The following is a 13,552-nucleotide window of genomic DNA, read 5'->3' as shown; positions in this document are numbered from 1 at the left end:
GCCGCAACCTTGGTTTCATCTCATAATGTACGAACTAGTACGTTTATGCAAGATCACACCGAAAGATGTCGGATTGGGCGAAATTTGCCTTCACCTTCAAGGTGATCCATAGAAACGGCGGGAGAAATTGTGATGCTCAAGCGCATGCCGCCACCCTCGAAGCGCACCAACGACCCCGAGCGTACCAAGCGCGACATCCTCGAAGTGGCGATGGCCGAATTCGCCTCGGAGGGCTATTCCGGCGCCCGCGTCGACGCGATCGCGGCGCGCACGCGCACGTCCAAGCGGATGATCTATTACTATTTCGGCGGCAAGGAGCAGCTCTACCTTGCCGTGCTCGAGGAAGCCTATCGCAGCATCCGCGCGCTGGAGGACCAGCTCGACATTGCCAGCTGCGACGCCCGGGAGGGACTGCGCCGGCTGATCGAGGCGACCTTCGACCATGACGAACGCAATCCGAACTTCATCCGCCTCGTCTCAATCGAGAACATCCACCACGGCAAGCACCTGAAGCAGAATCTGCAACTCCGCCAGCTCAACGCCAGCGTGATCGCGACGCTGGACGGCATCCTCAAGCGCGGCCGCGCCGAAGGCGTCTTCCGCGATGACGTCGACGCCATCGACCTGCATCTGGCGATTTCATCCTACTGCTTCTTCCGCGTCGCCAACCGCCACACCTTTGGTGCGCTGTTCGACCGGGATCTCAGCGAGCCGAAGGTGCTGGCGAAGAGCAGGAGGCAGATCGTGGAGATGATTTTGGCGTGGCTGGGGGCGAAGGATTGAGGCAAAAGCGCGCCTCCGTTTGACGGAAGCCGCTGCCACACGCTCAGTGTCGTCCTGGCGAAAGCCAGGACCCATCGCCACCGAATGGAGTTTGGCGAAGACCCGCAGTGACCCGCTCGCGTAGCGGCATCTCCCTGGGGTAATGGGTCCTTGCTTTCGCCAGGACGACGAAAAACCCCTACCCTGCCCTCTTCTGCCGTGCGCTCGCCAGCAGCACCAGCATGAACGATGCCGCCGTCATCAGCGTCGAGATCGCGGCGATGGTCGGATCGATCTCGTCGCGCAGCGCAGTGAACATGCGCTTGGTCAGCGGCTGGTACTGGCCGCCGGAGATGAACAGCGCGACGATGGTCTCGTCCATCGCCGAGATGAAGGCGAAGATGCCACCCGCGACCACGCTGGACTTGACCTGCGGCAGCGTCACCGCAAAGAAGCTGCGCAGGCGATTCATGCCGAGGCTGCGCGCGACCATCTCCTGCGCGGGATCGAAGCTCTGCAGGCCTGCGAGCACCGAAATGACGACATAGGGCAAGCCCAGCATCACATTGGCCAGCACAAGGCCCGGCAAGGTCGCGACCAGGCCGACCTTGGCGTAGACGAAGAAGATGCCGACCGCGGTGATGATGATCGGCACCACCAGCGGCAGCAGCAGCGCCATGTGGATGATCCGCATGATCCGCAGCTTGGACTGGCTGATGGCGTAGGCGGCGGCAACGCCACACGGCGTTGCGATCAGGACGGTCAGGAACGCGACCGTCAGCGTCACCCGCGTTGCCTGCATCCAGGCCGGGTTGGCGAAATATTGCTGGTACCAGCGCAGCGAGAACGACGGCGGCGGGAAGGTCAAAAAGCGCGCGCTTGAGAACGAGATCGGCGCGATGATCAGCACAGGCAGGATCAGATAGACCAGCACCAGCGCGCTGATCGCATAGAGGGCAATCCGTGCGGGCGAGGCGCGCATCATTTCTGCCCCAACACGCGATCGAGCGAGATGAAGCGGCTGACGACGAAGAAGATCGCGAGCACGCTGAGGAGCAACACCACGGCGACGGCGCTCGCCGCGCCGAACTGGTTGTAGAGCTCGACATTGCGGCTCACCAGCATCGACACCATCACGGTGCGGCCGCCGCCGAGCAGCTCGGGCGTGATGTAGAAGCCGAGGCAGAGCACGAACACCATGGTGCAGCCCGCGAGCACGCCCGGCAGCGACAGCGGCAGGAACACGCGGACAAACGTCAGCGACGGACTTGCGCCCAGGCTGGCGCCGGCCTGCATGAGATCGCCGGGGATCTTCTGCATGGTGGCGTAGAGCGGCAGCACCATGAACGGCAGCAGGATGTGCACGGTCGCAATCACCGTGCCGAAGGTGTTGTGGACCAGCGCCAGAGGCTCGGAAATGACGTCGAGATAGCGCAGCAGCTGGTTGATCACGCCTGTGCGCTGCAGCAGCGCCAGCCAGGCATAGGCACGCACCAGCACGCTGGTCCAGAACGGCAGCACCACCAGCGCCAGGATCAGAATGCTCCATCCCTTCGGCACCGCGTTGGCGAGATAGGCCACGGGATAGCCGAGCAGCAGCGAGATCACGGTGACCGCGAGGCTGATCTCGAAGGTCAGCGCAAAACTGCGCCAGTAGATGTCCTCGGTGAAGACACGGCGATAGTTCTCCAGCGTGAAGCCGTCATGGTAGATCGACTGCCAGGCGAGCCAGCCGACCGGCAGCACGATCAGAGCCAGGATCACCAGCAGCGCCGGCGACACCAATGCCAGCATCAGGCCGTGCTCGCGGCGCTGATGCTTCTGGGAGGGATCTGGCATGGATGTCGCCAACGCTGCCTCGCTTCGCTTACTTCTGCATGAACGACGCCCAGCGCTTCTCGGCGGCTTCGCCCGCGGGCGAGGACCACCAGGCGTAGGACATCAGCGCCTGCTTGGCCGCATTCGCGGGCTCGCTGGGGAGCTGCGCGGCGCGCTCGGGCTTGATCACATTGGTCTCGAACGCCTTGGGATTGCCCGGGCCGTAATCGATATTGAGCGGCAGGTTGGCCTGGTGCACGGGATCGACGGCCTCGTTGAGGAATTTCACAGCGGTATCCAGATTCGGCGCGCCCTTGAGGATGCAGAGCGAGGTGCTCTGCAAGATGCCCTGGTTGTAGGTGAAGGTGACCTTGGCGCCTTCCTTCGCGACCGCGCTGACGCGGCCGTTCCAGGCCATCTCCATGTCGACCTCGCCGTCATTGAGGAGCTGCGCCGACTGCGCGCCCGAGGTCCACCACACCGTGATGTTCGGCTTGATCTCCTCGAGCTTCTTGAACGCGCGATCGACATCGAGCGGATAGAGCTTGTCCGGCGCAACGCCGTCGGCCATCAGCGCCGCCTCGAGCGTCGCGATCGGATGGTTGCGCAGCGCGCGGCGACCGGGGAATTTCTTGACGTCCCAGAAATCCGCCCAGCTGTTCGGCGCGTCCTTCGGGAACGTCTTCTGGCTGTAGGCGAGAACACTGGAATAGAACTCGTAGGAGACCGAATAGGGACTGCGATAGGCCTCCGGCATCGCCGCGGCATTCGGGATCTTCGCGAAGTCGAGCTTTTCGATCAGCCCCTGCTCGCCGCCGCGCAGGCAATAGCCGGTGGGGGTGTCGACGACGTCCCAGATCGGCTTGCCGCTGCCGACCTGCGTCTTGATCGCGGGCCAAGCGTCGGGAATGGAATCCTGATTGATGGTGATGCCGAGCTTCTTGGCGGAAGGATCGAGGATCGCCACCGTCTGCGCCTGCTGATAGGCGCCGCCTTGCGAGACGAAGGTGATCTGCTCGGCGGCGTTTGCCGCACCGGTCAATCCGATCGCGCCCAGCAGCGCGCAGCCCAATCCAAAATTCTGCTTCATCGTCATTCTCGCCTCCTCCATCACCAAAGAGATTTCACCGACCGATCGCATCGAGAAACTGGTACCAGCCGGCGACCATGCGCACGGCGGGCTCGCGCAGCGGATAGAACGGAATGGCCTTCATGCGGCTGACATCGAGCAGCGCGACATCCGGCGTCTCGCCGCGCACGAAGGCGGCGAGATAGCGGCCCATCAGGCTCGACATCGCAACGCCGGCGCCATTGTAGCCCATCGAGACCAGCGTGCGGTCGTCGATCCGGCCGATATGCGGCACCGAATCCAGCGTCATGGCGACGAGGCCCGACCATTTGTATGCGAGCGGAACGTCGGCCAAATCCGGGAAGATGCCGACCATCGCCTTGCGCAGCGCCTCGAAGGCCGCTTGCGAGTCCTGCTTGCCGAACGCGCCGCGGCCGCCGAAGATCACGCGGTTGTCGACCATGCGGAACCAGCGCATCATGCGCTTGGTCTCGGTGTAGGTGCGCCCCGTCGGCATCAATTTGCCGGCGAGATTGCGCGGCAGCCTTTCGGTCGCAATCAGCGCGCTGCGGAACGGGATCAGCGTGCGCTGCATGCGCGCGGTCGCACTTGTGAGATTCGAATAGCTGTTGGTGGCGATGATCGCCTGCTTCGCGCGCACCGCGCCTTGCGGCGTCTCGGCAACGACGCCGTCGCCCTCCCGCCGCAGCTTGATCACCGGCGATTCCTGGAAAATCGGAACGCCGCGGCGCGCCACGCCATCGGCGAGGCCGCGCAGATAGTTCAGCGGATGGATGCCGCCGGAGCCGGGATTGAGCACGCCACCGACAAAGATGTCGGAGCCGGTCTCCTCGCGCACGCCACCCTTGTCGAGGATGCGGACCGCGGCAGAGCCCATCTCGCGCGTCATCCAATTGGCTTCGTCGATGGCGGCCTGCAGCGTCGTCTCGTTATGCGCGGCCTTGACCTGGCCGGTGCGCGTCAGGTTGGCGCTGGTGATGCCGAATTCGGACACCAGCTCCTCGACCATGTCGGTCGATTCGTGCGCGATCTCGTACATCCGCTTGGCCATGGCGCGGCCGTGCGCGGCGTCGATCTCGCGGAACGAGAGGCGGAATTTTGCGGTGATCACGCCGCCATTGCGCCCGCTCGCGCCCCAGCCGGGGCGGTTGGCTTCGAGCACGATCGGAGACAGACCGTCCTTGGCGATGTGGTGCGCCGCGGAGAGGCCGGTATAGCCCGCACCGATGATCACCACGTCCGCCTGGTGCTCACCCGACAGCACGGGAAAGTCGCGCGCCGGCTCCGCGGTGGCTTCCCACAGCGAATTGGCCGATGGCTGCGCGCTCCAGTCCCGTGTCATGCCGCCGCTCATCTCTTACGCCGGGCCGATCGCCGCGTCGGCGAGCGCCTTCAGCGTCGGAAAGTGGAAGTCCGGCTTGGTCAAGGTTTCGACAGCGGGCGTGCCGCCGAAGCCCGCGACGCCCTGGCGGCGCTCGATCCAGCACACCTTGTAGCCGAGCTTCCGCGCGATCCCGATGTCGTGGTACTGACTCTGCGCGACGTGAAGAATGTCGGACTGCTTGTAGCCGAAGGCGGACTGGCGGCCCTTGTTGTAGGCGAAGAATTCCGGGTTCGGCTTCGCGACGCCGGTGTCGTCGGCACACACGGTGTCGTCGAAGGGATTGCCGAGCGCGTGCGCGTAGCAGGACAGCGCGACACGATCGGCGTTGGTCATCGCCACCAGACGAAACTTCGTGCGGAGCCGCTTGAGCGCCTCGACCGAATCCGCGAACGGTCCCCAGCGCAGCACCGAGAGCTGGAACACGTCACAGGACGCATCGTCAGCGGGCAGCCCGAGCTCGGTGGCAAGATGGCGATAGACGTGGAACATCACCTCGCTGGAGCGCTCGTAATGCTTGTCGCGGCCGCGCTTGTAAGGCTCGAAAATCTGCTCGTCGCTGAGCTCGGCCGGCGTCTTGCCCGAGATCCTGCGCACCGCGTTGAGCACGCCGGTCTCGAAATCGATCAAGGTGCCGACGACGTCGAAGGTGAGAACCTTGAAATTGCTGAAAGCGGCTTGGGTCGACATATCAGTTTCTTCTCTCGGTTGAACAAGGCTTGAGTTCAGTCCACCCTGGGCACCACGATGGTGTCCTCGGGGTGGAGGGTGACGGTGAGGCTGCCGCCGAGCGGCGGAATACGGCTATAGGCCTGGTGGTAGCTCGGCTGGCGCAGGCTGAGCGCGATGCCGTCGGCGAGCGCCAGGAAGATACGCAGGCTCTCGCCCTGATAGACGATGTCGGTCACCGTGCCGGTCAGCCGGTTGCAGGCAGCATCCTGCGCGCCGTCGTCGATCAGGAGCTTTTCGCTGTGCACGGCGAGCATCAGCGCGTCGCCGTCCGGAATGGCGCGAGCGCTGCGCAGCAGCGCATTGCCGAGCGCGACGCAGGCCGCATCGACCCGGCGGACCGGCAGCATGGTCGCTTCGCCGATGAAGCTCGCGACAAAGGAATCGGCAGGATGATCGTGCAGCCGCGCAGGTTCGTCGATCTGGATCAGCCGGCCGTCTTTCATCACGGCGACCCGGTCGCTCATGGTCAACGCCTCGCGCTGGTCGTGCGTGACGTAGATGATGGTGGCGCCGATGCGCCGGTGCAGCGCGCGCAGCTCGATCTGCATGGATTCGCGCAGCTGCTTGTCGAGCGCGGACAGCGGCTCGTCCATCAGGATCAGCCGCGGCTCGAAGATCATGGCGCGCGCGAGCGCGACGCGCTGGCGCTGACCGCCGGAGAGCTGCGCGATGCCGCGCTCTTCATAGCCGGCAAGCCCGACCATGCTCAGCGCGGCACGCACCTTGTCGGGCCAGCCCGCTTTCGGCACGCGACGCGCGCGCAGGGGAAAGGCAACGTTCTCGCCGACGCTCATATGCGGGAACAACGCGTAGTTCTGGAACACGACGCCGATGTCGCGCTTGTGCGGCGGCATGTAGGTGACGTCGCGGCCGCCGAAGAGGATCGTGCCTGACGACGGCAGGATGAAGCCGCCCAAAATGCCGAGCAGCGTGGTCTTGCCGGAACCGGATGGACCGAGCAGGGAGACGAACTCACCGGCGCCGACACTGAGGGAAACGTCGTCGAGGGCGCGAACGGCGCCATACGCCTTGCTCGCGGACCTGATCTCGACGCTTTCCGCTCGCTTGTCCAACGATCGACCTCGCCTCATCCCCAGCGATGGCGTGCCTCACTGCGCGCCATAAGCCTGCTTTATAGACAGCGATTGAGGGCATGTGCGGCCGTAGCTGCACCGCACCAAATCCTCGTTCCGAACACCCTGTCTTTAGGCTGTGATGGCGATGACACCAGACTTGGCAAAACTCGGCAATTGCCAAATTCTCACGCAAATCATAACATGACGTTATGCCTGAGCTGCGCCGGATGCTGCCCTCCAGTAACGCCCTGTTCGTCTTCGACGCAGCGGCGCGCAATGGCAGCTTCACGGCCGCAGCCGCCGAACTGAACGTCACGCAGCCGGCAGTGAGCCGCATGCTCGGACAATTCGAGGAGCATCTCGGCGTCCGCCTGTTCGATCGCAAGGCGGGCCGCGCGGTGCTCACCGAGGAAGGCGAGCTGCTCTATCGCCGCGTGCTGGAAGGCTTTCGCAGCATCGAGACCGGCCTCACCGAGATCGAGCGGCGCCGCAAGGGCACCGAGACGGTGACGCTGTCGGTCTCCTCTGCCTTCACCACGCATTGGCTGATGCCGCGTATCGACAAACTGCAGAAGCAATTCCCGCAGGTCGATCTGCGCTTCCAGCTGATCTCCGGCGCGCTGCGCGGGCCGGTCGACAATGTCGACCTCGGCATGCGCTTTCGCGATCGCGAGGAGCCGTCGTCCGGCGGCACGCTGGTGATGAAGGAAGTCATGCTGCCGATGTGCAGCCCGACCTATCTCGGCGAGACCGATCCTACCGAAGGCAACACCATCATCCGCCTGGCCGAGACCCCGGGCGACTGGGCGGCGGATTATTCGTCACTGCTCACCGGGCGGCGCGGCGCGGCCAAGGCGCTGAGCTTCACTGACTATGCCGTCGTGGTGCAGGCCGCCCTGCTCGGCCAGGGCATCGCGCTCGGCTGGCTCACTGTCGCCTCGCACTGGCTATTGACCGGCGCACTCGTCCCGGCGTCCGACACGCTCACCACCACGCGCCGCATCTGCGAATTCCTGCCGCCGCGCAACCGTCCGATGCGCCCGATCGCCGCCGAGATCCGCGACTGGATCATCGCGCAGATGCACAGCGAGATCGCCGCGATCGACAAGCTCTATCCGAAGCTCGGCGCGATGGCTGCGTGCTATTAGTTGCTCCCTCTCCCCGCAAGCGGGGCGAGGGTCGGGGTGAGGGGGACTCTCCGCGGGCGCGGTGAGAGTTGGACTCGCGCAGAGTCCCCCTCACCCGGATTGCATCTTCGATGCAATCCGGCCTCTCCCCGCAAGCGGGAGAGGCGAAGAACTCACCGATGCTCGATCGCGCGGATCGCGCCGCGCAGCTCGGCGAGCCCGCGCAGGCGGCCGATCGCGGTGTAGCCGGGATTGGTGCGCTTGGTGGCGGCGAGATCGTCGAGCATGCGGTGGCCGTGATCGGGCCGGAACACGATTTGCTCGTCGGGCGCGCGCCGCGCATTCTCCTTCAGCAGCGCCTTGAGCACTGCAACCATGTCGACGTCGCCGTCGAGATGATCCGACTCGTAGAACGACAAGCCGTCGGCCTCGCGCTTGGTGGCGCGCAGATGCGCAAAGGCGATGCGCGGCCCGAACCGTTCGGCCATCGCAGGCAGATCGTTTTCGGCGCGCACGCCGAGCGAGCCCGTGCACAGGCAGATGCCGTTGGCCTTGGACGGCACCGCATCGAACAGCGCCTTATAGTCGTCCGCGGAGGACGCGATGCGCGGCAGGCCGAACAGCGGACGCGGCGGATCGTCAGGGTGCAGCGTCAGCGACACACCGAGCTGCTCGGCGACCGGCGTCACGCGCGCGAGGAATTCGGCGAGATGCTGGCGCAGGATCTTTGGCGTGATGTCGCGATAGGTCTCGAGCCGGTCGCGGAATTGCGGGATGGTCATCGGCTCCGTGGTCGATCCCGGCAATGCGCTGGCGATCACCATGACGAGATAGTCGATATCGGCCTGGCTCATCTTCTCGAACAGCGCCTTTGCGCGCGCCTGCTGCTCGGACGAATATTCCTGCACGGCAGCAGGCCGCTTGAGGATATGCAGCTCGAAGGCCGCAAAGCGGTCCTGGTCGAAGCGCATGGCGCGGGCGCCGTTTGGCAATTCCCATTCCAGATCGGTGCGGCACCAATCGACGACAGGCATGAAATTGTAGCAGATGACCTTGATGCCGGACGCCGCCACCGCCTCCAGGCTCGCGATCCAGGCTTCGATCGACTTGGTCGCTTTTCCGCCGAGCCGCTTGACGTCGTCGGGAATCGGGATCGATTCCACCACCGACCAGGTCAGTTGAGAACGGCCGGGCTGGCCGTTCTCGATAAGGTTCTTGCGCTCCTCGACCGCCTTGCGCGTCCAGGCCTCGCCGATCGGCACCTGATGCAGCGCCGAGACGATGTCGCTCGCCCCGGCCTGCCTGACATCATCGAGCGAGACCGGATCATCGGGCCCGTACCAGCGCCAACCTTCGAGCATCATGAGTTCTCCAAAAGCGTTTTCGAGCGAAGTGGGCACCGGTTGGCGTAAAGAAAACGCGTCAAAACAAGAATCAGTTCGCGGTCAGCACGACCTTGACGCTCTGCGAGCGGTCGAGCGCCAGCCGCAGCGCATCCGGCGCGGTCGACAACGGCCGCTCGGCGGTGACCAGCGACAGCACATCGACGCTGCCGGCGCTGATGAGTTCCACCGCCGTCATGAATTCGAGCCCGAAGCGGAACGAGCCGCGCAGATCGATCTCCTTCGCCATCACCGCATTCGACGGCGTCGGGATCTGGCCACCCGGCAGATTGCCGATCTGCACCACGACGCCACCGCGCCTGACGATGCCGATGGCGCTGGCAAGACCCGCGGCGGTGCCCGAGACCTCGAACGCGACGTCGTAAGGACGCGAGGCGGCCTGCGCCTTAAGCCCTTCCTCGCCGCCCGAGACGTTCTCGACATGCGACGCCCCGAGCCGGGTGGCGAAGGCCAGCGGCGCCGGCGCAATGTCGGCCACCGTGACATCGGCCATGCCGGCGCGGTGCGCGGCCAGCATGGTCAGCAGTCCGATCGGGCCGGCGCCAAAGATGATGCCGCGCTTGCCCTCGATGTTGCCGGCGCGCGCGACCGCGTGCAGGCAGACCGCGAGCGGCTCGGCCAGGGCTGCGGCCTGATAGGAGACATGGTCCGGGATCTTCACGCACTGTGCCGGGACCGCGTCGAAATGGCTGGCAAAGCCGCCCTGCATGTGTGGCGTCTTGGATGCCGAGCCCATGAAGTAGATATTTTCGCAGAGGTTCTGCCGGCCCTCGCGGCAGGCAACGCATTGGCCGCACCAGCGGGACGGGTTGACGGCGACGCGGTCGCCAACCTTCAGGTTGGCTGCGGAGCCCGCGATCTCCACGACTTGGCCCGAAATCTCGTGACCGAGCACCAGCGGCGATTTCACCACGAAATCTCCGGTCCGGGCGTGGCGGAAGTAATGCATGTCCGAGCCGCAGATGCCGCCGGCACCGAAGCGGATGCGCACCATGCCGTCAGCGAGCTTGTCGAGCGGATGCTCGATCATGCGCAGGTCTTCGGGGCCGAACAGGGTTGCGGCGAAAGCGGTGGATGTCATTTGGAAAGTCCCATGTATTTCGGCAGCCAGAGGGTGAGATCAGGAATGTAGGTGATCGCGATCAGCGCGATCAGCAGCGGCACCAGCCAGGGCAGGATCGCGACCGTCGTACGTTCGACCGAGAGCTTTGCCACGCGGGCGAGCACGAACAACACCATGCCGAGCGGCGGATGCAGCAGGCCGATCATCAGGTTCAGCGTCATGATCAGCCCGAAATGGATCGGGTCGATGCCGAGCTTGAGCACGATCGGCAGCAGGATCGGCACCAGGATGGTGATCGCTGCCGTGGTGTCGATGAAGCAGCCGACGAACAGGATCAGGACGTTGGCGAGTGCCAAAAACACCCATTTGTTGTGGGTGATGCTGAGCATCCAGTCCGAGAGCAGTTGGGCGGCCTGCGACACCGTCAGCAGCCACGCAAAGATCGAGGCCGCCGTAACGATGAACAGCACCGAGGCCGTGGTCTCGATGGTGTCGAAGGTCGCCTTCGCCACCGTCTTCAGGGTCATGGTGCGGTAACGCACGAGGCCGAGGAACAGCGACCAGATCACGGCGGCAACGGCAGCCTCAGTCGGCGTGAACCAGCCGAGCGTCATGCCGCCGATCAGGATCACCGGCGCCATCAGCGCCATCACCGCCGAGAAGTCGAAATACCAGTCGATCGCGAGCAGCGCACCGAGACCGATGACGACCGCGACGTTGGTCGAGAGGCCGGCAAGCGTCATCAGCCAGATCGCAAGCGGGAACGAGAACACGATGGCGATCTCGAGGCCGGCCGAGCCGAGCTGCGGCCAGGAGAAGGGCGTGTCGCTGCCCCATTTGTTCTTGTGCGCGAAATAGGTGACGGTGGCCATCATCAGCAGCGTCATGACGATGCCGGGAATGACGCCACCCAGGAACAGCGCACCGATCGAGACGTTCGCCATCATGCCGTAGATCACGAAGGGCAACGACGGCGGGATGATCGGGCCGAGGGTCGCGGAGGCCGCGGTGACACCGACCGAGAATTCGGTGGTGTAGCCGTGATCCTTCATCGCCTTGATCTCGATGGTGCCGAGACCGGCCGCATCCGCGATCGCGGTGCCGGACATGCCGGAAAAGATCACCGAGCCGATGATGTTGACATGGCCGAGGCCGCCGCGCATCCAGCCGACCAGCGCGACCGCGAATTTGTAGATGCGCCCGGTGACGCCGGCGATGTTCATGAGATTGCCGGCCAGGATGAAGAAGGGCACGGCGAGCAGCGGAAAGCTCTCGACGCCCGCGATCATGCGCTGTGCCAGCGTGACGTCGGGCGTCACGCCGCTGACCAGGATGTAGAGCAGTGACGACGCGGCCATGGCAATCGCCACGGGAACGCCGAGCAGCATCAGAATGAGGAAGCCCCCAAGCAACAATAGCATAGCGTTACCCTTCAAAACCGTCGTAGGCGCCGGGACGTTCGAGGATCGAATAGCCCTGCCGCAGATGCTGCAGTGCGACCTGCAGCGAGCGCGCGAACATCAGCACGAAGCCGAGCAGCACGGCGTAGTAGACGTAGTTCTTGGGAAAGTTGATCGTGGTCATGGACTCGTCGCCGATGATCTGGATGTAGACCCAGACCAGCTTGATGGCGTAGCCGAAGAAGGCGATCCGGATCATGTCGATCGCGGTCGACAAAGTTCTCGCGACGACATGGGGCAGATAACGGTAGATCAGATCGACCTGAATGTGCCGCGACAACCGCACGCACATCGAAGCGCCGATGAAGACCACGCCGATAAGGCAGTAGGTCGCGATCTCCTCGGTCCAGGCGTAGCTATCGTTGAGCACGTAGCGGGTGAAGAACTGCAGGAAAACGGCGAGCGCCATCACCCAGAAGATCGCCAGCGCCACCCAATCCTCGAAAGCGTAGATGCCGAGATCGACCTTCGGCGTCGCCTCTTCCTCGAAAGTATGGGCGATTTCGTCTCCGGTGATCTGCCGGTGCACTTCGGCGGTCGACATGTGGTTACTCCTTAAGCTCCTACTGTCATTCCGGGGCTCGCGAAGCGAGAACCCGGAATCTCGAGGTTCCCAGGTGCGCAATTGCGCACCGTAGTTCGACGCTTACGCGTCGCCCCGGAACGACGGCGCAAATTATTTGACCGCCTGGATCCGCTCCCAATCGGCCTTGCGATAGCCGAAGGTCTCGAACGAGACGTTCTTGAGGACGGTGTCGCGGAACTCGTTCTTGTCGACCTCGGTCACGGTCAGGCCCTTCTCCTTGAAGAAGGCGACGAGCTTGGCCTCGTTCTGCTTGATCTCCTCGGTCGCCTTGGCCGCGGCCTCCTGCGCGACGTCGGTGAAGATCTTCTTGTCCTCGTCGCTGAGCTTCTTCCAGAGCGCGCCCGCGACCACCGTATTGAGGTGGTCGACGATGTGGCCGGTCAGCACAATGTGCTTCTGCACCTCGTAGAACTTCTTGGCTTCGATAGTGGTCAGCGGGTTCTCCTGCGCTTCCACGGTGCCGTTCTGAAGCGCGAGATAGACTTCGGCGAACGCGATCGGCGCCGTGTTGGCGCCGCAGGCGCGCGGCATGGCGAGGTAGGCCGGCACGTCGGGCACGCGCATCTTCAGGCCTTTCATGTCGGCGCAGGTCTTGATCGGCTTGTTCGACGAGGTCTGGCGCACGCCGTAATAGGTCACCGCGACGATATGGTGGCCGCTCTTGTCCTCATAGCCTTTGGCGAGCTCCTTGAAGATGTCGCTCTTGGTGTAGGCGAGCAGATGATCGGCATCGCGGAAGGTGTAGGGATAATAGGTCACGCCGATCGGCGCGAAGCTCTTTGCCGCGAAGCTCGAGCCGGAGATGATGATGTCGACCGAGCCGAGCGAGAGGCCCTGGTTGATGTCGGCTTCCTTGCCGAGCTGGGAGGCCGGATAGACGTCGATCTGGTAGCGCCCATTGGTGCGCTTGCCGATCTCCTGTGCGGCCCAGACCGAAGCGGTGTGGAACGGCTCCGAGGTCTCGTAGACATGCGCCCATTTCAGCTTGGTCTGCGCCATGCTGGCCTGGCTCGTCGCAAACATTGCGGCGACCGACATCGCCAGCACCATCGTC

Annotated in this window: 13 protein-coding genes; 2 read left to right on the top strand and 11 right to left on the bottom strand. The window is 64.2% G+C overall.

What is annotated here, in order from left to right; all coding sequences use genetic code 11:
- Window positions 1-132 precede the first annotated feature (132 nt).
- Complete coding sequence (locus JQ587_RS33935; RefSeq protein WP_212428245.1) at window positions 133-783, top strand: TetR/AcrR family transcriptional regulator; 651 nt, start codon at window positions 133-135, stop codon at window positions 781-783.
- 178 nt (window positions 784-961) lie between these two features.
- Here JQ587_RS33935 and JQ587_RS33930 read toward each other — a convergent pair whose 3' ends face one another.
- Genes JQ587_RS33930 through JQ587_RS33905 form a run of 6 tightly spaced genes read right to left on the bottom strand, consistent with a single transcriptional unit; the run spans window position 962 to window position 6,856 of the window.
- Window positions 962-1,747 (bottom strand): ABC transporter permease, encoded by a 786-nt coding sequence (locus JQ587_RS33930; RefSeq protein WP_212428244.1) that lies wholly within the window; start codon window positions 1,745-1,747, stop codon window positions 962-964.
- Window positions 1,744-2,601, bottom strand: a complete 858-nt coding sequence (locus JQ587_RS33925; RefSeq protein WP_249154657.1) for an ABC transporter permease — start codon at window positions 2,599-2,601, stop codon at window positions 1,744-1,746. Before JQ587_RS33925 ends, JQ587_RS33930 begins: the two co-directional genes overlap by 4 nt.
- Before the next feature lie 28 nt (window positions 2,602-2,629).
- Window positions 2,630-3,676, bottom strand: a complete 1,047-nt coding sequence (locus tag JQ587_RS33920; protein WP_212299137.1) for an ABC transporter substrate-binding protein — start codon at window positions 3,674-3,676, stop codon at window positions 2,630-2,632.
- 28 nt (window positions 3,677-3,704) lie between these two features.
- Complete coding sequence (locus tag JQ587_RS33915; protein WP_249154656.1) at window positions 3,705-5,012, bottom strand: NAD(P)/FAD-dependent oxidoreductase; 1,308 nt, start codon at window positions 5,010-5,012, stop codon at window positions 3,705-3,707.
- Between the two features lie 15 nt (window positions 5,013-5,027).
- A complete protein-coding gene (locus JQ587_RS33910; protein WP_212428242.1) occupies window positions 5,028-5,741 on the bottom strand; it encodes an HAD family hydrolase in 714 nt (237 codons plus the stop codon).
- A 35-nt stretch (window positions 5,742-5,776) separates the two neighbouring features.
- Window positions 5,777-6,856 (bottom strand): ABC transporter ATP-binding protein, encoded by a 1,080-nt coding sequence (locus tag JQ587_RS33905; protein WP_212428241.1) that lies wholly within the window; start codon window positions 6,854-6,856, stop codon window positions 5,777-5,779.
- 212 nt (window positions 6,857-7,068) lie between these two features.
- On the opposite strand from JQ587_RS33905, the gene JQ587_RS33900 reads away from it, so the two are divergent.
- Window positions 7,069-8,007 (top strand): LysR family transcriptional regulator, encoded by a 939-nt coding sequence (locus JQ587_RS33900; protein WP_212428240.1) that lies wholly within the window; start codon window positions 7,069-7,071, stop codon window positions 8,005-8,007.
- Between the two features lie 152 nt (window positions 8,008-8,159).
- On the opposite strand, the gene uxuA is transcribed toward JQ587_RS33900, so the two are convergent.
- The 5 genes from uxuA to JQ587_RS33875 all read right to left on the bottom strand — a co-directional run bounded on the left by uxuA (window position 8,160) and on the right by JQ587_RS33875 (window position 13,548).
- Window positions 8,160-9,350 (bottom strand): mannonate dehydratase, encoded by a 1,191-nt coding sequence (gene uxuA / locus JQ587_RS33895; protein WP_212428239.1) that lies wholly within the window; start codon window positions 9,348-9,350, stop codon window positions 8,160-8,162.
- A 70-nt stretch (window positions 9,351-9,420) separates the two neighbouring features.
- Complete coding sequence (locus JQ587_RS33890) at window positions 9,421-10,470, bottom strand: L-idonate 5-dehydrogenase (protein WP_212428238.1); 1,050 nt, start codon at window positions 10,468-10,470, stop codon at window positions 9,421-9,423.
- Window positions 10,467-11,873 carry a TRAP transporter large permease gene (locus JQ587_RS33885; protein ID WP_212428237.1) on the bottom strand — a complete coding sequence of 469 codons (1,407 nt, stop codon included), beginning with the start codon at window positions 11,871-11,873 and terminating at the stop codon, window positions 10,467-10,469. Before JQ587_RS33885 ends, JQ587_RS33890 begins: the two co-directional genes overlap by 4 nt.
- Before the next feature lie 4 nt (window positions 11,874-11,877).
- Window positions 11,878-12,456 (bottom strand): TRAP transporter small permease, encoded by a 579-nt coding sequence (locus JQ587_RS33880; protein WP_212428236.1) that lies wholly within the window; start codon window positions 12,454-12,456, stop codon window positions 11,878-11,880.
- Window positions 12,457-12,588: 132 nt separating this feature from the next.
- Complete coding sequence (locus JQ587_RS33875) at window positions 12,589-13,548, bottom strand: sialic acid TRAP transporter substrate-binding protein SiaP (protein ID WP_212428275.1); 960 nt, start codon at window positions 13,546-13,548, stop codon at window positions 12,589-12,591.
- Window positions 13,549-13,552: the final 4 nt, after the last annotated feature.

It is taken from the genome of Bradyrhizobium manausense (assembly GCF_018130615.1).
Taxonomy (GTDB): Bacteria; Pseudomonadota; Alphaproteobacteria; order Rhizobiales; family Xanthobacteraceae; genus Bradyrhizobium; species Bradyrhizobium manausense_A.
This window is presented reverse-complemented; position numbering and strand designations above follow the sequence as displayed.